Genomic DNA, 18675 nt, shown 5'->3' with positions numbered 1-18675 from the left:
CACACCCGTCCACTTTCCTAAATTTGCATATTAATTAGTGACTTATAATTTTCAATAAGATTATCACGTACGAGAGCAGCCGTTTTCATTTGAGACTCAGCTTTCTTTTGCTGAATTAAAACGTCATGTGTTTCTCCTACCCCTTTAGTTAGTAAATCATATACTGCTGTTTGTGCATTGTTTTGTGTTTGATTCATATCTTCCAATAAATCAATAAACTTTTTCCCCGGAGCTACAGATGTTTCAGAAGTTTTCGGTGCACCAATTGACTGAATTGCTCCAAATGGTTGTGTATTTAACATTGGTTGGATTTTCATATTACTATCTTCCCCCTTATCCTCGGCCGATTTCTAAATCTTTATCAAGCATTTTTTTATTTGCATTTAATACACTCGTATTCGCTTCATACATTTTTTGAGCAACCATAACATTCGTCATTTCAGCAGTTACATCAATATTTGGATAACGTACATATCCTTCTTCATTTGCGTGCGGATGCGTCGGATCATACACTAAATTTTCCGTTTTGTCTGCTTCAATACTTTTTATCTTTACTCCGTTAGTAGGAGCCCCATCTAGCATACTTGCAAAACTATTGTTTGATTCTAGCACCACACTACGACGCTCATATAAATCTGCCCCCGGAGCCGCCGTCGTATTTGCATTTACAATATTGTTAGAAGTAACTTCCATCCACTTTCTCGCTGTCGTTAGCCCTGAGCCACTTGCATTAATTGCCTGAAACATCCGCTGTCTCTCCTTCTACTTTTAACGTCCGCGTGCCGCTTGGTTAATTGCATATTGTGTATTAATTGCGTTAACTGAAATACCGTATAACTGATTTGTTTTCATTAAATCTAGCATTTCTGTCGTTACATCCACACTATTTCCGTCTTTATTCGTTTGCATTGATTTTGTTTGAATCTTTGCATATGTATTTTTCGTATTTACTGTCGGCAAGTGCATTTCATTCGTTTGATATAAATCTGGATTGCTCTTTAAATCAGCCGCATTGTTTTTATATAATGCACTACTTTTATTCATCTGCTCAGCAAATGTTACATCTTGTGCTTTATAGCCAGGTGTATTCGCATTTGCAATATTACTAGAAACAGTATTTCGTTTCGTCACTAAATAATTCATATAATGGCTTACATCACTCACTAAATCTGGCATATTCCACACCCTTCCTTTTCTAACGTAATGATCCACTGATAGAAGTTTCACTTCATTATTTATTTTCTTATATGCGTTTATTAAAATATTTACCATTATGTACCCTTACATATTTTATTCCATTTTTTCATTATTGTCTTTAGAAAAATACAAAAATATAAAAAAGAATGCAAAAAAACTGTATACACATAGTAATCTATAGAACATTTCAATATATAAACTACAAACTAAAGTCCATTTTTCTATTATTTAGATTACTATTATTTTTTCATCACAGTCATAAAATGAAACCTCAATCAGCGGATTTCTTTATGTAAACGAAGGAATAGATCCCCTTTTAAAAGGGGGATCTGCTTCCAGACGTTATTATTAATATTTACCGTAAAATGAATTAGCCTTCATTCGCCCATCATTTGTCATAATCATTTCTTCCAAAATCTTTTGCTTATCTCGAATATGCTGAGCTGCCTTAATAATGAATGGGCTTACTTCTGCTGCAACTTGCGCACGCGTTTCTTCATCCAATGTCATCATCCAGCGATTTAACATCTCACTCTTCTCAGCAAACTCTCTGTCTGACACTTGCAATTCACCGATTTCATTAAAACAGCTGACAAACGTCCGATAAATATCATTGTTCATTTTCAAGTGCTCCGCGGTAACCGTCTATTAAATCTTGTAACACTTTCACAATTGCATCAATATCTTTCGCTTCACGCGTTACTTTCATCGTTTGAATTTGAATGCTAATCCAGTCATATAAACCATATAGACTATCATATAAATCTTTCGTAATCTCAGGATTTAATTGAAGCTTTAGTTCTTCAAAAATACGTTCTAATTTTTCAAGAAGTGCGTCCCCTTCTTGTAGTTTAAAAGTATGTAAAAGTTCTTCTAAATTACGAAACTCTACAATACATCTTTCATAAATAAAAATTGTATTTTTAATCGGATTACTCGTCATAATATCATTTTGCATATAACGTTGCCATGCTTGCATACGATCACTTCCTCAACTTTCATTAATCATCACTTTTTTGTTTTGTCATTGCTTTAATTGTTTTTAGTTGGCTATCAAGCGCTGCTAATGTACTCTCTAGCTTTTGATACTTCTTCACAATTTCATCTTGCTTTTGCAAGTTTTGCGTCTCAATATCTTTAATCTTTTTATCTAAATCACTTACACGTGAGTCAATGTTTTTAACTCTCTCGCCGACTACACCTTTATCACCGAATAGTTTATCAAGTGGTTCTTCCATCATTTTTCCTAAACCGTTAGAACTAAAGAAAAATTGCTTCGCTGCATCGGGTTTTTCTTTTAATGCTTGTGTTAATTTTTCATCATTAACTTCCATCGTTCCATCTTGCTTTAATTGAATACCGAATGTGAATAAATAATTACCATCTTGAGAAAATGTTACGACATTGTTCATTGCCTGACGTACACTTTGCATAATAGCTTGACCTTGGAAAGCTCCACCTTTTCCGGCAAAGATATCTACTGTAGAAACAGCTTTATTATAATCAGCTACCATTTTTTTAATAACATTCGATGCATCTGTTACGTTTGAATCACTTACTGTAAATTTTAGATCTATACCTTTTGCTTTTGGATCTGTTGTACCAGCATCTGGCGCTCCTTCTACTTTCGGCTCAGTTACCTTTAACAATTCAATTTTCACACCAGGAAGAGCTTCGATTGTATTAGTAGAACCTTCCCCTTTGATACCATTAATAGTATACATAGCATTTTGCGCTTCATTGATTGTATTAAGCGCTACGCCATCCGCATTAGCTAAACCAATATCTTGAAATAGTGTAGATGTGTTCCCCTCAAACTTAATTACTCCATCTGTTCCTTCTTTTTTCGAGGTCATGAAAATTTTATTTCCAAGTGTATAAGCTGATACGCCATAATCTCCATCATTAATCTTATTAATTAAATCTTTATATGTCATATCAGTTGTTACTTTTAGTTCTTTACCACCTAGTTTTAATGTTTCATCTTTAGGAAGCTTCGCATTTATATCATTAATGTCATTTGAAGCTATTTGATGACGCTGTGCAAGCTGTGTAATCGTCATATTAAAAGTTCCTGCAATCGCACCACCATCAGCTTTTACATTAATATAACCGTCTTGTGTTGTCGTTACTTTTTTCTCATTTCCTTTAAAAGCCGCTAAGTTTTTAAAAGTTTGTGTAAAAGAACTAAATTCTGATTTTAAACTTGTATATAGTAGTTTATCATTTGTAAGGTCATTCTTTTCTTTCGTATATGGTGTTTTTCTCATATCTAAAGCATTCATTTCTAATTCGACGAAGTTAGAAGTATCGATCATATTATTTCCGAGGTTCCAAATTTGTTGTCTACCACCAATACCTGTCATCGTTGTTCCTGCCATTTTTCTCACTCCTTATAGATTACATGTAGTCTAAAATACTCGTTTTACTCATCGTACTAACCGCTTTAAGCGTCGCTTCATACGTTGCATTTATATATGCCAAGTCAGAAATTGCGACCGCTAAATCAACATCCTCAATTTCTTTACGGTTTTCTTGAAGCGCTAAATTTTGCTCACTTAAAATTGTTTTAAACGTCTCCATTGTGTTCATTGTTGAACCAACTTCAGTTGTACGGTTAATGATGCCATCTAAGTTTTTCTTATTTTCTCCTAATAACGGTTGTAACGCTTTTTGGTCACCTTTTTGCATCGCTTCGCTCATCTGTTTTAACGTTTTTATAACCGGTGATAATAATGCTTCTCCGTTACGAAATGCCTTTAATTCATAACCATCATTTAATTGCCAGTTCACATCATTTTTTCCGCCCTGGTACGTACCATCTTCTGTAAATGGTGACTTTTCTGCACTATCACCACCGAAAATATAACGACCTTGCTCTTTCGTATTCGCTAAATATACAACTTGTTTTAAAATTTGATCAATCTCTGCACCAATGGCTTTCAATTCTTTTTCACCATTTGGCTCATTTAATGCCTGTACCGTTAATTGATCTGCTCTCGTTAAAGATTTAAAAATACCTTGTAAAGTATTTTCAGTTTGTGTTAATACATTTTTTGAGTCAGCTAAATCTTTCTGCATTTGTTCAATATTCGCCAATGAATGTTGAATCGCAAATGATTTACTCGCTGCTAGTGGATCTTCACTCATAAGAAGATTTTTCTTCCCTGAAGTTACTTGGTTTCTATGGTATTGTTGTTGCACATTCAAATCCATTAACTGATTCTTTGCCCAGTTTGCATTTTGAAATGTAGATACTCTCATTTCTATCTCCTCCTTATATATTTCCAATCAATTATTATCACTTATCGAATAATCGAAAATAGACTATCAAACACTTCATTCATTGTAGTAATAGCTTTAGAGTTTGCGACGAAATATTTTTGGAAGGCCATTAAATTTACCATTTCCTCTTCCATATTTACACCTTCAACGCTCATTTTTTCTTGTTGAATACCTTCTAGTAAGTCGCCATGAATTTTTTGATAACCATTTACTGCACTTTTATCAGATGCAACACGAACTATAAATTGATCTAATGCTTGTTTATAAGAAAGACCTTCTTTATAATCGTCCTCTGTAACTGCTGCTAGTTTATTTGCTGTTTCAGCAGATATTTTCATTTTCGAAATATCTTTTTGGAATTCTGGATTTAACTTCATATCTTTCGCATGATCTCCAACGAAGAAATCTTTTCCCATCACTGTATTCACTTGATTTTTCATCGAACTCATTAAGTCTTCAAGATTTTTTTTATAATCAACTATCTTCGCTTTCGTGTCAATCGCTGATTTTATCGCTCCGCTAGTTACATTGATTTCTGAACCGTAAATCTCAACTGACATTGGGTCTTTTTCTTTATTTAATTGAAGTGGATATGTATCTTGTCCATTTACTGTTAAAATACCATTCATTCTAACACTCGCGATATTAGGATTCATAGATTCATAAGATACTTCTATATTTGCATACTTAGACATCTCTGTAACGATGCGATCTCGTTCGTCTAAAAGTTGATTTGGCACTTGTGTACCTGCTTGTCCAATTTTATGATTCGCTTCTGCTAAACTAGCAGCAAGACGATTAAATTCATTAACATGCGCTTCAATATCTTCTGCCGTCTGTGCCTCCACTGTATCTAAGTTTTTCGCAAGACGATTCACTTGACTTGTGAACTTCCCAGTTTCAGAAATTAATGTATCGTAGTAGTTTGGTTGTTCTGGATTTTTCGCCACTTCACGAAAGGCATTAAAGAAACCGTCCATTAAACTAGATAACGAATTCTTTCCTGTCGTTCCAACCATAGACTCTACACGTGATAAAGTCGAATTCATGTAGTTATAGTAAGAGAGCTGAGATAATTGATCATTAAACTGCTTCGTTTTTACCTCATCAGTAATACGGTCAACACCTAGCGTTTGTACACCGTAACCAATTCTCTGTTCTGGCGTATGACCATTACTTGCTCCAACAGATCCGTAATTCACCATTTGACGAACATACCCCGGTGTATGAATGTTAGACAAGTTTTGTTTCGTTGTTTGTAACCCCATTTGAGCCGCTAACATACCCGATAGCGGTGTATTATAATCAGATAATCTCATAAAGCTTCACTTCTCCTTTACAATAGTTCGTTCATAAAGATTTGCGAATTATTGTTTCGCTCTAAGTTATATTCAGAAACAGAATCCACAATACTTTCTGTAGTTTTTAATAGTACGTTTAAGTAATATTGATTTTTCAAAAGAATCATTTTTACATTCTCTTCTAATTCAGTTACGTTTTTTTGTAATTCTTCCATTTTTTCAATTTCTTCTTGAGAAAAATACGAAAATAACGCACTTACACGAAACGATTCAACTCCTTGTTCTTTACAGAACTGAACAACCATTTCTTCAAATGAGCTTGATAACCCTTTTAAACCATCAATGTACTGCAATTGCTCTACTTGCAACTTTTGAACTGCATTTACATTTTTATTTTTTAAATTCTCATATATTTGCTCTCCAAGCGCTTGAATATTTTCATACGATTTTTGAATAATAACGAGTTTTTCATATAATTGTATGTACATATAGCTTCCTTCCTTTTACAAGACTAAATTCACAATTAAACCATGGATTTCTCCAATTTGATTTAACATTTCTAAATGTCCTGTTTTCGTATTAATTAAATTCATCACATCTTCTAATTCATTCAATCCCATTTCTGCCTGTTTCACAATCGTCATTTTCTGTGAATATCCGTAACGTGGGTGACGAGACATGACATCTTTATACTGCAATACATTATCAACGTAAAAATTCAAAAATGATTTTACTGTATTTTTGTATTCCATTACATTATCAAGCGTTAATTCCATTTCAATTTTCTCTTTAATTTCTCCAATATTATCGACAAACGCTTCCATTTGTTCTAGTAATTTATCTTTTTTCGGATCTGCATGCAAATTATCCGAAAATGCAAGTCCTGTCCTGACATTTGCTTCTTTCGGCATTTGAGTAGCAGGCGGTATATGCGATAAAATTGGATTATGCGAGATAGAACGTAGCATATATATCACCTATTTATTTTTTTATTTCTTCCTAAACTTAATCGTAAAATCCAGTTATTTATAATTATACTCTGAACAGTAATATTTTGCAGTTATTTTTTATAAAAGATATGTTACAATTTAGCATGAGGTGGCACAATTCTATGAATATTTTCCTTTGTGGTTCAAATCAATTAACAGCATTAGATCAAGAAGAAATTAAAAAATTTTTAACTGACTATGCTCACAAACATAAAATTTACATATTATGTTATAAATCTATTGAAAATGAGGTTCTTCGTTTTTTCGTTGAGAATGAAAGACTCGCTCAAAATTTATGCCTTTACACACTGCAACCATTGCAAGCAATAACAGATGAATTTCAAGAAGTCGTTGATTACTTAAAAAAACACGGAGCCGAATATGTTGCTTTTGATCATCCTTCTGACTCCATTTACCGATCAGATTATATGTTTTTTGTTAAACAAATTATTGAAGACACTGATTTAGTTCTCTGTTTTTATAATGGGGACAAACATACATCTGTCATCCCTGTCGATGTTGCAAAAGAAGCAGGTATTGATGCTGTCATTTATGATTTACCAGGATTACATGAAAAGCAAATGAAAAAAAGCTTTGAACAAAAAATTCGTATGATGTAAAGGGGGAGGCACAATATCATTATTGTGCCCATTGTAAATATGATAATTGAACAAGATTATGATCATTTTATCGCGAGTTTTAAACAACAATTCAATATGGATATCGCTTCTTATAAACAAGATAGAATGCGCCGTAGAATCGATGCTTTCATTTCGAGAAAAGGCTTCGAAAACTACACTAATTTTTCAAACAAATTACGCGCTGATCAAAATTTATTTTTAAATTTTATTGACTATATTACAATTAACGTTTCAGAGTTTTTTAGAAATAAAGAACGCTGGCAAACTTTAGAGTCGAAAGCACTACCAAAATTACTCGAACAAAATAGCGGAAAATTAAAGGTATGGAGTGCCGCTTGCGCTGCTGGTGAAGAACCGTACACACTCTCTTTAATTTTATCAAAGCATCTAGCTCCATTTCGTTTTGAAATTCAAGCAACAGATCTTGATTTTCATATTTTAGAAACCGCAAAACGCGGTCAATATACAGAACGTTCTCTGAAGGAATTACCTAATGATTTGAAAGAACGTCATTTCACAAAAGAGAATGATATATATTCATTGCATCAAAACATTAAACAAAACGTTACGTTCAAACAGCACGACCTTTTAATGCAGTCGTTCGATACAAATTATGATTTGATTATTTGTCGTAACGTAATGATTTATTTTACAGAAGAAGCAAGAGTAAAACTTTATGAAAAATTTAGTCGTTCTTTACGAAAAGGCGGTGTACTATTTGTTGGTAGTACGGAACAAATTTTAACACCCGAACGTTACAATCTTCAGCGATTTGATACATTCTTCTACGAAAAAATATAAAAGAGGTCGTCACAATGGAGTGACGACCTTTTTACATAACTCGAATTAAAATAATACCGACAATCCATATAAATAGAAAAAGAAACGTCATAGACCATTTATGTTCTTGCACCGTATGTTTCAACGCCTGTGACAATTGTGTCATGTTCATTTCCGCAAGCGCTCTCCATACACTTACATCCCGATCTTTAGCAATACGGTCTGTAACGCTAATTAAAATTGTTTCGTTAGACAGTTTCGTTATATAAGCAGTAATAACCGTTACCATCAAATTTATATTTCCTTCTGAAGAATCACTTTCCACTCTAGAGATAAGTGCACTCACATCTAGTAACGGAATATGTACTTTTCTACCAAATGATAGTTGTACTTCAGCGAAATCATATGTTCCATCTAACAAAGGAAGTTCTTTTATATGCGCCTGCTTAACAAGCCCTTGTAGGCTTCTAATTACTTGTTCAAATATTTTTTCTGTTTGCTTACCTTCTCCAGATAACGTGTGTAACTTTTTAAAAAGTTGTAACACTGTATCCATCTCTTTAGAAAGCATTTCCTTCATAATCTTTCCATCACTTAAACTGGCAAGTAAAATACCTATTTCATTATTTTTCGAAATAATTTTAGACTGTCCAGTAAACACTAAATTGCTACGCTTTCGTTCTTTCTGGATTTCATGCTCCGAAATAGCTGCAGGCTGTTTTAATGGTTGTAACGCCTTATCTTCAATTGTCGTACGTTTAATCTCCATTTAAGTGCCTCCACTACTATGAAATAATTAGCCCCATTCTTTATTACTCTTTAAAACTAAAAACAGTACGAATAAACCTGACATGATAGTAAACACATCAGAAGCTTGCACTCCCTGTTCACCTTTTTCTTCTTTCTTGTCTTTCGGTTCTTCTTTTTGTTCTTTCTTTTTAGAGGCAACTTGTTTGTTATTTTTCTCTTTTTGGTCCTTCCCCTTATGTACTTCCTTGTTGTCTTCGAACGGCTCTTTTATAACGTAAGTAAATTCCTCTTTCTCTTTCAACGGTTCTTTTATAAACTTATTTACTATCTCATCTTGCTTCGGAATTTGAACAACTGGCAAATTTTCTTCTGGAAGCGGGTTTTTGACTTTCGAATCTTCTTGTTTCTCATTTTCTTTCTTATCTTCTAATTCATTTTCTAGTTTATTATCTAATTTATCTTCTTTCTCTTTCTCTTCTATCTTTTTATCATCTTCGTTTTTTGGTGCCAAAACAGAAATGATATATTCACTTTTCTCAACAAGTTTATTACCTGCTGCATCTATTATCTCTACAAGTAATTCATATGGACCAGCCGGCAATGCTTCTGTTATTTCAAATACTTTTTGCCAATCCATATCATGCTTGTTGTAATCTAATAAAAACGAAAGCTCTTTATTTTCTTTCCCTTTTAATGTAACGCGCACTTCTTTTACAACCGATTCTATATCTGACGCTTTTACTCGTAGATGTATAGAATCTCCCTGTTTTCGTTCAACTAAGTTCTCTTTTACTTCATCAATAGTAACTTTCTGTAACTTTGGCAATTCTTTATCTATAGTTGGCGTTTCATTTTTAATCCGAATGAGTGGGACTTTTACTTCATTTTTTACGAGCTCTTCTTTCTCATTCTCTTTGTAACTTTGAACAAGCTGAAGATTCCAATCACCTTGCAAATCAAAATCCCCTGCTTTATAGTTAGCAACCCAGCTCTTCGTTTCTTCATCATACTCAAAAGATAACATTCTTTCTTGCGCATATTGCTCGCCATTTTTTTGTAACTGCAATATACCTTTCATACTTTGAATGTTTTTCCCATTTGGTTCTACAGCAATCCGCACTTCTTCGCCAACTTTAAGCTCCGGCTTATTTATCGTAATAATTCCCTGTTCCGTTTCTATCTTTCTTTCACTCAATTGTTTATTTGCTACTTCTTGTTGTTCCGCTTCTTTTTGTTTCTCTTCTTTTTGTTTCTCTTCATCTTGTTTCGTTTCCACTTGCTCTGGCGGTTCTTGAGATTCCTTATTTTCTTCTTGTACATTCACTTCATTTATTTTTTGATCTGGCTCAATTTGTTCCTCAGCCTGACTTTGCAAGGGGAAGAACAAGCACACATGTATGCATAGCCAACTCATTAGAAAAAACTTTACGTTTTTCATCTACTAGTTCAAACTCCTATTTCAATGCCTTATAGTGATTTCGTCACTTTTACTCCGAAAAATCCATCTACATTTACAAGTTCACCATACGCCACTAATACATCATTTACATAAATACGAATCGGTTCATCAATATCCTCATCTAGTACAACTGCTTCATTTTCTTGTAAACTTAATATATCTTGAATTGTTTTCACTGTACTTCCAAATACAAATTTCACGTTCATTTCTACATTTTGTAGAATGGACGTGTCCATATATACTGGTTCCATTTGTTTTACTTCTTTAAATTCAATTGGTTGCACAACTGGTTCTACAATTTTTTCTTCTTCAATTTCTTCTGTTGCAATCTCTTCTTCTTCCACCATCGGATACAGAAGTCGCCTTACCATTTCTTTCGCTTCAGAAATCGGCAAAATTTGATACATTTTCGATTGAAGCAGATCGCCAATTTCAAGATTGAACGTAATTTGAACGAGTTCGTCCACTTCCATTGACTCTCCCAAATACTCCATTTCTTCTTTTAACGTTACAAATTTAACATTTGGCGGCGTCATGTCCATTTTTTCTTGGAACATTTCTGACATCGCCGTAGCAGCGTGACCCATCATTTGGTTCATAATTTCTTTAATACCGCTCAGTTCTAATTCAGTAAGCTCTTTTTCCGGATCAACTTCCCCTGTTCCCATCATCATTAAATCTACCATTGTTAAGGCGACATCTTTCGTAAATACGAATACATTCTCATTCTTTAGCCCTTCAACAAAGTCAACATTTAAAATAACAAATGGCACTGGTACTCCATCATAATGACGAACATTGATTGCTTCCACATTTGGTGTACTAATTGTAACTGGCTGATTTAAAAGCGTTGACAATACTGTTGAAGCGGAACCAATTGAAATATTTGCAATTTCACCAAGCACATCTTTCTCTTCTTGTGTTAAATGCTCTTTTTCAACTTCTTCTACAATCTCAGTTTCCACTACTTCTGCTGGCTCGTCTTTTTCTTCTACTCCACCAGATAATTGCATTAATTTATTTACCATTTGTTTCGCATGCTCAACTGAAACAATTTGTACAAGTTTAGAGTTTACAAGATTATCTATCTTTAAATCAAACGACACTTTAACAATCGTATGATTCCCATCGATTTCAGAGATTTTCTCCATTTCTTCTGATAACTTTACAACATTAATCGTCGGCGGAGACATATCTACTGTATCTTGGAAGAATTCCGACATAGATGTAGCTGCGAATCCCATCATTTGATTCATCGCTTCTTGTACAGCACTTAGTTCTAATTCACCAAGTTCTTTTCCATCCTCCACTTCACCTGTTCCCATCATCATTAAATCAGCAATGGACAATGCAACATCTTGTTTAAGAACAAGAAGGTTTTCCATATCTAATCCTTTTGTAAAATGAATGTTTAATACAACATGTGGAACTTCGACATCTCTTGAATCATATAAATCTACCAACTCTATGCGAGGAGCAGTAATGCTTACTTGCCTATTTAAAATCGTTGATAATACAGTCGAAGCTGAACCAAATGATATATTTGCAATTTCGCCAAGAATATCGCATTCTTGAGGCGTTAAATGCTCATTTTCTTTTTCTAGCACAATCGTGCTCGTATCCCCTTTTGTGTGTTGCTCAGGCATTTTCCCTGCCTCCTCATTTCTGTTTTTCTATCAAATAATATAAACTCTCATTTGATTTTAGCAAACTTATTATATAAAACGTTAATATGTATGTATTCCCATTATTAGATTGGTAACGATTAGCCAAAAAGCTCCCCAATTGTATACAAGTGGGGAGCTTTCCTTCATTCCTATTATAAACCTTCTGGGTTTAAAATGAGGACCACTCGTCCATCACCGAGAATCGTCGCACCAGAGAAATAGTTAGAACTCTCTGCAAAGAAGTCACCTAATGACTTTAAGACTATTTCTCTTTGACCGATAATTGTGTTTACAATAAGTCCATAGCTGCGATGTGTATTACGAACAATTAACACAGGAACCATTTGACCATCATATGACGCAAACGCCTCATCTACTGTTTTTTCACCAAATACAGTACTTAAATGTTTCACTTCAATAATTTGATTACGATAATTTAACACATCTTTTCCTTGTAAGGATTGGATGTCTTCTCTCTTAATTCGAATTGCTTCAACGATATTTCCAAGAGGTAAAGCATAGCGCTTATCATTCGTTTGAACAAGCATAGATTGAATAATAGACAACGTTAACGGAAGTTCAATTCTAAATGTACTTCCCTTTCCTTCCTCAGAATCAATGATTAAATGTCCACCTAAACTATGAATCGTATGTTTTACAACATCTAATCCGACACCGCGTCCAGAAAGATCTGATACAACTTCAGCTGTACTAAATCCTGGTTGGAAAATAAGATCAAACACTTCACGATCTGTTAATCTATTTGCATCTGCTTCAGTTACAACGCCATTTTTAATCGCTTTTTCTAATACTTTCCCTTTATTAATACCGTTTCCATCATCCGTAATTTGAATAACGACATGATTTCCACTATGAAAGGCTTCTAATTTAATAGTACCTGTCTCATTTTTACCTGCATCACGTCGTTTTTCAACAGTTTCAACACCATGATCGATTGCATTTCGAATTAAATGAACGAGCGGATCACCGATTTCATCAATAACAATTTTATCTACTTCAGTATCTTCACCTGTAATTTGTAAATCGATTTTTTTCCCTAAATCTTTCGCTAACATACGTACCATACGTGGGAAACGATTGAACACAGTTTCAATCGGCACCATACGCATATTTAATAGTACGTTTTGAATATCTTTTGAAATATCGCCTAATCGATTTAAATGTTCAATTAACTCCTTGTTTTGAATCGTTTGAGCCAATTCATCAATGCGCCCACGTTCAATTACACTTTCTTCAAACATATTCATTAATCTTTCGATTTTCTCTAATTGAACACGAATTGAACGATTCTCCACTTTAGCATTTTTCGTTTTTGTAGTACTTTTAGCTGGCATAGCACTTGTAGGTTGATTCGTTGCCACTATCGGTGATTCTACCTGCGTAGCCACAGCTGGTTGTAGCATTTCTTCTACTTGCACAACTTCTTGTGTAACAACTTTTTTAGAAGCTACTTCCCTCGATATAGGTTCTCCTTGCTTTACTTCCACTTTCTCAATTTCAGAAACATGAAGTACTACTTGTTTCAATTCTTCTATACTACAATCAGTATCCATAAATACTGTAAATTCAAATCCGAAAGCATCTGCTTCAATTTCTTCAATACTCGGAGCTGTTTTTTGTATATTCCCTACATTCTGCAATGCTTCAATACACATAATGGCACGTACTGCTTTTAAAATTGCTTGCTGTTCAACTGTTATATGCACTTCATGTGAAACTGCATCATCGTTGTCTATATGATTTTGCTCTACATGTTCCGTAGGAGTTTCTACATTTCCGTTCAATAATGCTTCTAATTTCTGTTTAGTTGAGACCACATCAATATTGCCCATTCCACCTTGTTGCACATCTGCAACCATCTTCTCCAAATTATCAATGCACTCAAAAATCACATCAATAATATCCGCATTTACAACTATATTTCCATGACGAATTTCATCTAACACATTTTCCATCTTATGCGTTAAATCAGCCATCTCTGTAAATTCCATACTCGCAGACATACCTTTGAATGTATGAGCGGAGCGGAATATTTCTCCTACAACATCCATATCAGCAGGATTTTGCTCTAACACTAGCACATTTTCATTTAGCGACTGTAAATGTTCTTCTGACTCTTCGAAAAATATATTTAATAGATCTGTTTGCATTTTTATCCCCTACCTGTCTAACAAACATTTCATTTATGTATAACAATTTAGTGTTTTATAATGAGAAAAAAGGGGGCCACACGTCGATCCGCTATCACTGTTTTGATTCCTTGTGGCACCCCTTCTATATTAACTATTTGCTACTTTTGTTAAAGCTTCAATTACACGATCCGCTTGGAATGGCTTTACAATAAAGTCTTTTGCCCCGCCCTTAATTGCATCTAATACCATACCTTGTTGTCCCATTGCAGAACAAATAACAACCTTTGCACTTGAATCAATTTTAATAATTTCTTTTAATGCTTCAAGCCCGTCCATTTCTGGCATAGTAATATCTAATGTTACAATATCAGGTTGAAGTTCTTTATATTTTTGAATTGCTTCTACCCCATTCTCTGCTTCGCCGATAACTTCAAATTCAGCATTACTTTTTAATAAGTTTTTAATCATCGTTCGCATAAACATCGCATCGTCTACTACTAAAATTTTATGTGCCATTCTTTTTAATTCTCTCCTTCTATGTATAAATATATCTTAATATTTCACCTTATCATTCTCACTCATTATACAAAATAAAATGATAAAATTTAATATTTTTTTAAAAGAATTTTCGTATTTTTATTATTTTATTATTAAAATAATAATATACTACTCTTTTATATAAATAACAACGCGACGGTTTTTTTCCCAGTTTTGCGGTGAATCATTTGGTACAATTGGCTTTGTGTCTGCATATCCTACCGCAGCTAGCCTTTTATCATCCACATTATACACTTCAATTAAATGGTGAATCATATTTGCCGCTCGTGCTGAAGATAACTCCCAATTAGAAGGGAATTTCTCGTTATGAATAGGTCTACTATCTGTATGTCCCTCTACAACAATTGGGTTAGGTACGGATTGGAAAAATCCAACTAATTGACTTATTATCCCTTTCGCTTCGGGCTTAACGTTCGCATCGCCTGTATCAAATATTAAATTATCTACTATAACGACGCTTACCCCTGTATCCTCTCGATATACATTCACTTGACTAATACCGTTATTATCTACATACGCTTTCAACTTCTTATATAATTCATCCATTCTCTTTTTTGAGATCATTTTTTCATCATTTTTTTCATGTGAAATATCTGGTATTGTATTTTCCATTACTTTTGCATCTACTTGCCCCGTATCACTAAACTTTTCAAGCATCTTTGACAATTTTACTGCATCTTGCTTTGATGTAGCAACTAGTAACACGAAGAAAGTTAATAATAACATCGTTAAATCTGTAAAAGTCGTCATCCAACGAGGCGATCCCTTTTGCGGTCCTTTACTCATCATACCACTCCTTGAAATATTAGGCTGCTCCTTTTACCTTTTTTACCTTTGTTTCGTATACGTATGTATCCAGTTTCAACTTTAATTTAGAAGGGATTTGTCCGCGATACAATTCTGAAATTGCTTCTATTACAAACTTCTTCTCTGTATATAAATCTTCAATACCACGGTATACTTTTTCCGACAGAGGGATTGCAATCATATTCGCAAGTACAGACCCATATAATGTCGTTAACATCGCAACTGCCATCCCTGTACCAATTTGCGATGTATCTTGTAAGTTTTGGAGCATAATGATAAGACCGATTAACGTACCAATCATTCCCCAAGCTGGAGCAAAATCACCAATTTTATCTAATAATGCCGCTCCTTTTCTTAACTCATACACTTCCGTTTCAATATCTTTCAATAACACTTCTTTTAATTCATCTTCATCGTAACCGCTTAACATTAATCGAATTCCTTTTTGAATAAAAGGATTGTCTACTTGCTCTCCATCAACCTCTAAAGAAAGCAAACCGTTCTTTTTAGACTTTTTTGAAAAATCAACAAACAAATCCGTTAACTGTTCTAAATCTTCTTCTCTTCTATGTAAAACAGTGAAAATACTTTTCGTATATTTTTTTATTTCTCCAAATCGATATGCCACAACAATTGTCGCTGTTGTTCCCCCTATGACAATTAAAATAGATGAAATATCTAAAAAGTTTTTGAAAGCTTTTATTCCACCGCCGCCAAGCATAATCGCCGCTATCACTATGATGAAACCTACTATAATGCCCACTGGGCTAGAAATATCAAACTTCCTTTTTCTTCTTTGTGGTCTAGCTAATACTTGATTTTTTTCTCCCATATTTCTGCCCTTTCCTTTCCATTTTCATATAACATTTTTTTATTTTAATAATACGTTTTCACATATAACATGTATTATACGCTTATCATCTGTTTATCGCAATATACTCATGAAATTGACACATTTCATTTCTATATTAGAATTATGGTATAAAAACATGAGGAGGCTCACGATGGAACACAACATTTTACAAGTCATTGCATTAGCAGAAAAACTAAAATATGAAATGCGACATAGCTGGCTTTCCAACGGACGTCAAGAAAGTGTTGCCGAACATACATGGCGTATGTCTCTAATGGCCATTTTAGTTGAACCTTATTTGGATCAAAAAGTAAATATTGAGAAATTACTTAAAATGGTTATTATTCACGACCTAGTCGAAGCCGAAGCTGGTGATATCCCTGCATTTGATACGATGAATAGTCACGAATTACAGCTACAAAAACAAAAAAATGAACTAGAAGCTATTTTAAATATTAAACAAACGTTAAAAGGTTCTCTCGGTGAGGAATTATATGACTTATGGATGGAGTTTGAAGCAAAAGAAACTTACGAAGCAAAAGTTGCTAATGCACTCGATAAACTTGAGGTGAAAATCCAGCATAACGAAGCTGATATTGATACGTGGCTACCAATTGAACATAAAATGACATTCCAAGTAGCAAAGCATACAAACTTTGATTCTTTCCTATCTAAATTACAAAAAATTATTGAACAAGATGGAGAAAAGAAGTTAATTGCTGCCGGCATTGATGTTGAGGCATGCAAGCAATAATGAAATAAGACACTCAACAAGAGTGTCTTATTTCATTATTGTTGATATAGCCTGCTTATAAATAAGCTGTTGTTTTCCATCCACTAAAATTAAAACTGTAAATTTATCTACTCCAACAACTTCTCCTACTATTCTAACGCCACTCTTTAAGAAAATTGTAACTGTACCTTTTTCTTCTTTTATTTGTTTATACAATTCTTCCTGTAAATGTTCCAATTACTGTCCTCTCCTTTCTGTGAAACATCTTAATATAAAAAACTATAAATTTTTTATTTATGCACTTTGTCTTTTATATTCATAAACTTATTAATTAGTATATCTAAATCACGACTAAATAACAAAACTTTATCATGATCCAATCCGTGTCTCGCAACAAGTTGAATTAATTCTTTCTTTTTGTTTTCTATTTTATTTTGTAATTGTCCCATCTCCATCTCTATACTAAAACTCCCTTTTCCCATAATATTACTTGTAAAATTATAGTACATATTCTCTCATAAAAAAATAAAAAAATGGTTTTTTTTACAATTTTTTATTTTTCTATGCCTAAATTACGAATCATGTAAAGGTTTATTTACAAATCACTAACATACAATCCTAATGAATCTACAGGCATTTGTCTAATTATAAATGAGACTGGCTCGTTTTCTATACAAAAAACATACTGTATATAGTAGTCCATGAACCATATAGATTAACTTACTAAAAAGGAGGAAAACATATGAGTTATGGTGGAAGTTGCGCTGGTTTCGGCGGTGGATTTGCTTTGCTTATCGTACTATTCATCCTTCTAATCATCATCGGATGTAGCTGTTGGGGTGGCGGCGGATACGGATATTAATATATCCTATCCTTGACAAATGAACTAAAAACTATAGAAAAACAGCTCATATTTGAGCTGTTTTTTTCATACTTTCGTATGAATTTATATCCCTCTTATTTGCGATTTCAACTAGCAACATATTGTTTACTATGGAATAAGAAACATTTTTACTAAGGGGGATTACAATGATTAGAGGTCTTTACGAAGCACATTTACCTGTCCGCAACTTAAAAGTATCAATACCTTTTTATGAATCACTAGGGCTAAAATTATATAAACGAGGAGATAATATTGCTTTCTTTTGGATTAAAGAAAATGAGAGTTGGCTCGGCCTTTGGGAAGGCACAGAATACAAAGTGAATTATCACCCCTCTTTACGACATATCGCTTTTCGAGTAAGTTTACATGATTTAGAAAATGCGATTCATTGGCTAAATCAAAAAGGAATTTCAGCACGAAAAGACTTTGGAATGGAACCAATTGAACCGATTGTTTTTCCGGAATTAGCACATGCAGCCGTATACTTTAACGACCCTGATGGAAATAGTTTAGAATTGATTGCACAATTACCTGTTGGACTTCCTACAGCGGAAAAAGTGTATTTAAGTAAGTGGAAAGAACAAATTCAAACATCGTCATTACATAAGGAGTAATCTAT

Annotated in this window: 24 protein-coding genes; 5 read left to right on the top strand and 19 right to left on the bottom strand. The window is 33.7% G+C overall.

All coding sequences use genetic code 11. The features are described from left to right. Nucleotides 1–17 precede the first annotated feature (17 nt). The 10 genes from fliE to ACUXVC_RS08300 form a co-directional block, all read right to left on the bottom strand. Nucleotides 18–317 carry a flagellar hook-basal body complex protein FliE gene (fliE, locus tag ACUXVC_RS08345; RefSeq protein ID WP_016082181.1) on the bottom strand — a complete coding sequence of 100 codons (300 nt, stop codon included), beginning with the start codon at nt 315–317 and terminating at the stop codon, nt 18–20. Between the two features lie 16 nt (nt 318–333). Further along, complete coding sequence (flgC, locus tag ACUXVC_RS08340; protein WP_000484680.1) at nt 334–747, bottom strand: flagellar basal body rod protein FlgC; 414 nt, start codon at nt 745–747, stop codon at nt 334–336. A 21-nt stretch (nt 748–768) separates the two neighbouring features. After that, nucleotides 769–1272 (bottom strand): flagellar basal body rod protein FlgB, encoded by a 504-nt coding sequence (flgB, locus tag ACUXVC_RS08335; RefSeq protein WP_375853494.1) that lies wholly within the window; start codon nt 1270–1272, stop codon nt 769–771. A 273-nt stretch (nt 1273–1545) separates the two neighbouring features. Then, a complete protein-coding gene (locus tag ACUXVC_RS08330; RefSeq protein WP_001058088.1) occupies nt 1546–1818 on the bottom strand; it encodes a hypothetical protein in 273 nt (90 codons plus the stop codon). Further along, nucleotides 1808–2176 (bottom strand): flagellar export chaperone FliS, encoded by a 369-nt coding sequence (locus tag ACUXVC_RS08325; RefSeq protein ID WP_001149516.1) that lies wholly within the window; start codon nt 2174–2176, stop codon nt 1808–1810. The genes ACUXVC_RS08330 and ACUXVC_RS08325 overlap by 11 nt, the downstream gene beginning before the upstream one ends. Before the next feature lie 22 nt (nt 2177–2198). Then, complete coding sequence (locus ACUXVC_RS08320; protein ID WP_098126985.1) at nt 2199–3578, bottom strand: flagellar hook-associated protein 2; 1380 nt, start codon at nt 3576–3578, stop codon at nt 2199–2201. A 19-nt stretch (nt 3579–3597) separates the two neighbouring features. Continuing rightward, entirely contained in the window at nt 3598–4461 is an 864-nt protein-coding gene (locus ACUXVC_RS08315; protein ID WP_001266403.1) for a flagellar hook-associated protein 3, read from the bottom strand. Between the two features lie 41 nt (nt 4462–4502). Further along, nucleotides 4503–5801 (bottom strand): flagellar hook-associated protein FlgK, encoded by a 1299-nt coding sequence (gene flgK, locus ACUXVC_RS08310; RefSeq protein WP_016082184.1) that lies wholly within the window; start codon nt 5799–5801, stop codon nt 4503–4505. Nucleotides 5802–5818: 17 nt separating this feature from the next. Next, nucleotides 5819–6271 (bottom strand): hypothetical protein, encoded by a 453-nt coding sequence (locus ACUXVC_RS08305; protein WP_144465366.1) that lies wholly within the window; start codon nt 6269–6271, stop codon nt 5819–5821. Nucleotides 6272–6286: 15 nt separating this feature from the next. Then, nucleotides 6287–6751 (bottom strand): YaaR family protein, encoded by a 465-nt coding sequence (locus ACUXVC_RS08300; RefSeq protein ID WP_000946323.1) that lies wholly within the window; start codon nt 6749–6751, stop codon nt 6287–6289. Between the two features lie 143 nt (nt 6752–6894). On the opposite strand from ACUXVC_RS08300, the gene ACUXVC_RS08295 reads away from it, so the two are divergent. After that, on the top strand, nt 6895–7392 hold the full coding sequence (locus tag ACUXVC_RS08295) for a flagellar motor switch protein FliG (protein ID WP_001020110.1): 498 nt from the start codon (nt 6895–6897) through the stop codon (nt 7390–7392). Nucleotides 7393–7431: 39 nt separating this feature from the next. Beyond that, nucleotides 7432–8214 carry a protein-glutamate O-methyltransferase CheR gene (cheR, locus tag ACUXVC_RS08290; protein WP_140163670.1) on the top strand — a complete coding sequence of 261 codons (783 nt, stop codon included), beginning with the start codon at nt 7432–7434 and terminating at the stop codon, nt 8212–8214. 31 nt (nt 8215–8245) lie between these two features. On the opposite strand, the gene ACUXVC_RS08285 is transcribed toward cheR, so the two are convergent. The 7 genes from ACUXVC_RS08285 to ACUXVC_RS08255 form a co-directional block, all read right to left on the bottom strand. Beyond that, nucleotides 8246–8962, bottom strand: coding sequence for a hypothetical protein (locus ACUXVC_RS08285; protein ID WP_016082186.1), 717 nt, complete (start codon nt 8960–8962; stop codon nt 8246–8248). Nucleotides 8963–8989: 27 nt separating this feature from the next. Further along, nucleotides 8990–10381 (bottom strand): transglycosylase, encoded by a 1392-nt coding sequence (locus ACUXVC_RS08280; protein ID WP_088021859.1) that lies wholly within the window; start codon nt 10379–10381, stop codon nt 8990–8992. Nucleotides 10382–10410: 29 nt separating this feature from the next. Continuing rightward, entirely contained in the window at nt 10411–12048 is a 1638-nt protein-coding gene (locus tag ACUXVC_RS08275; protein ID WP_001115016.1) for a flagellar motor switch protein, read from the bottom strand. A 173-nt stretch (nt 12049–12221) separates the two neighbouring features. After that, a complete protein-coding gene (locus ACUXVC_RS08270; protein ID WP_069355332.1) occupies nt 12222–14240 on the bottom strand; it encodes a chemotaxis protein CheA in 2019 nt (672 codons plus the stop codon). Nucleotides 14241–14369: 129 nt separating this feature from the next. Continuing rightward, nucleotides 14370–14738, bottom strand: coding sequence for a response regulator (locus ACUXVC_RS08265; RefSeq protein WP_000940568.1), 369 nt, complete (start codon nt 14736–14738; stop codon nt 14370–14372). A gap of 150 nt (nt 14739–14888) precedes the next feature. Then, nucleotides 14889–15566, bottom strand: a complete 678-nt coding sequence (locus tag ACUXVC_RS08260; RefSeq protein ID WP_000033627.1) for an OmpA family protein — start codon at nt 15564–15566, stop codon at nt 14889–14891. Between the two features lie 19 nt (nt 15567–15585). Continuing rightward, a complete protein-coding gene (locus tag ACUXVC_RS08255; protein WP_000504186.1) occupies nt 15586–16419 on the bottom strand; it encodes a flagellar motor protein MotP in 834 nt (277 codons plus the stop codon). Nucleotides 16420–16591: 172 nt separating this feature from the next. Between ACUXVC_RS08255 and ACUXVC_RS08250 the strand changes: the two genes are divergently transcribed. Next, entirely contained in the window at nt 16592–17194 is a 603-nt protein-coding gene (locus ACUXVC_RS08250; protein WP_000400762.1) for an HD domain-containing protein, read from the top strand. A gap of 27 nt (nt 17195–17221) precedes the next feature. Here ACUXVC_RS08250 and hfq read toward each other — a convergent pair whose 3' ends face one another. Together hfq and ACUXVC_RS08240 are read right to left on the bottom strand one after the other, a co-directional pair. After that, nucleotides 17222–17410 (bottom strand): RNA chaperone Hfq, encoded by a 189-nt coding sequence (gene hfq, locus ACUXVC_RS08245; protein ID WP_000400665.1) that lies wholly within the window; start codon nt 17408–17410, stop codon nt 17222–17224. A 53-nt stretch (nt 17411–17463) separates the two neighbouring features. Then, nucleotides 17464–17682 carry an aspartyl-phosphate phosphatase Spo0E family protein gene (locus ACUXVC_RS08240; protein WP_000291691.1) on the bottom strand — a complete coding sequence of 73 codons (219 nt, stop codon included), beginning with the start codon at nt 17680–17682 and terminating at the stop codon, nt 17464–17466. A 233-nt stretch (nt 17683–17915) separates the two neighbouring features. On the opposite strand from ACUXVC_RS08240, the gene ACUXVC_RS08235 reads away from it, so the two are divergent. Both ACUXVC_RS08235 and ACUXVC_RS08230 read left to right on the top strand, forming a co-directional pair. After that, on the top strand, nt 17916–18035 hold the full coding sequence (locus ACUXVC_RS08235) for a YjcZ family sporulation protein (protein ID WP_000120179.1): 120 nt from the start codon (nt 17916–17918) through the stop codon (nt 18033–18035). A 167-nt stretch (nt 18036–18202) separates the two neighbouring features. Continuing rightward, nucleotides 18203–18670, top strand: a complete 468-nt coding sequence (locus ACUXVC_RS08230; RefSeq protein WP_375853507.1) for a VOC family protein — start codon at nt 18203–18205, stop codon at nt 18668–18670. Nucleotides 18671–18675 lie beyond the last annotated feature (5 nt).

It is taken from the genome of Bacillus sp. N6 (assembly GCF_052805735.1).
Note: the sequence above shows the minus strand (reverse complement) of the source record. Positions and strands in the feature narration are given on the sequence as shown.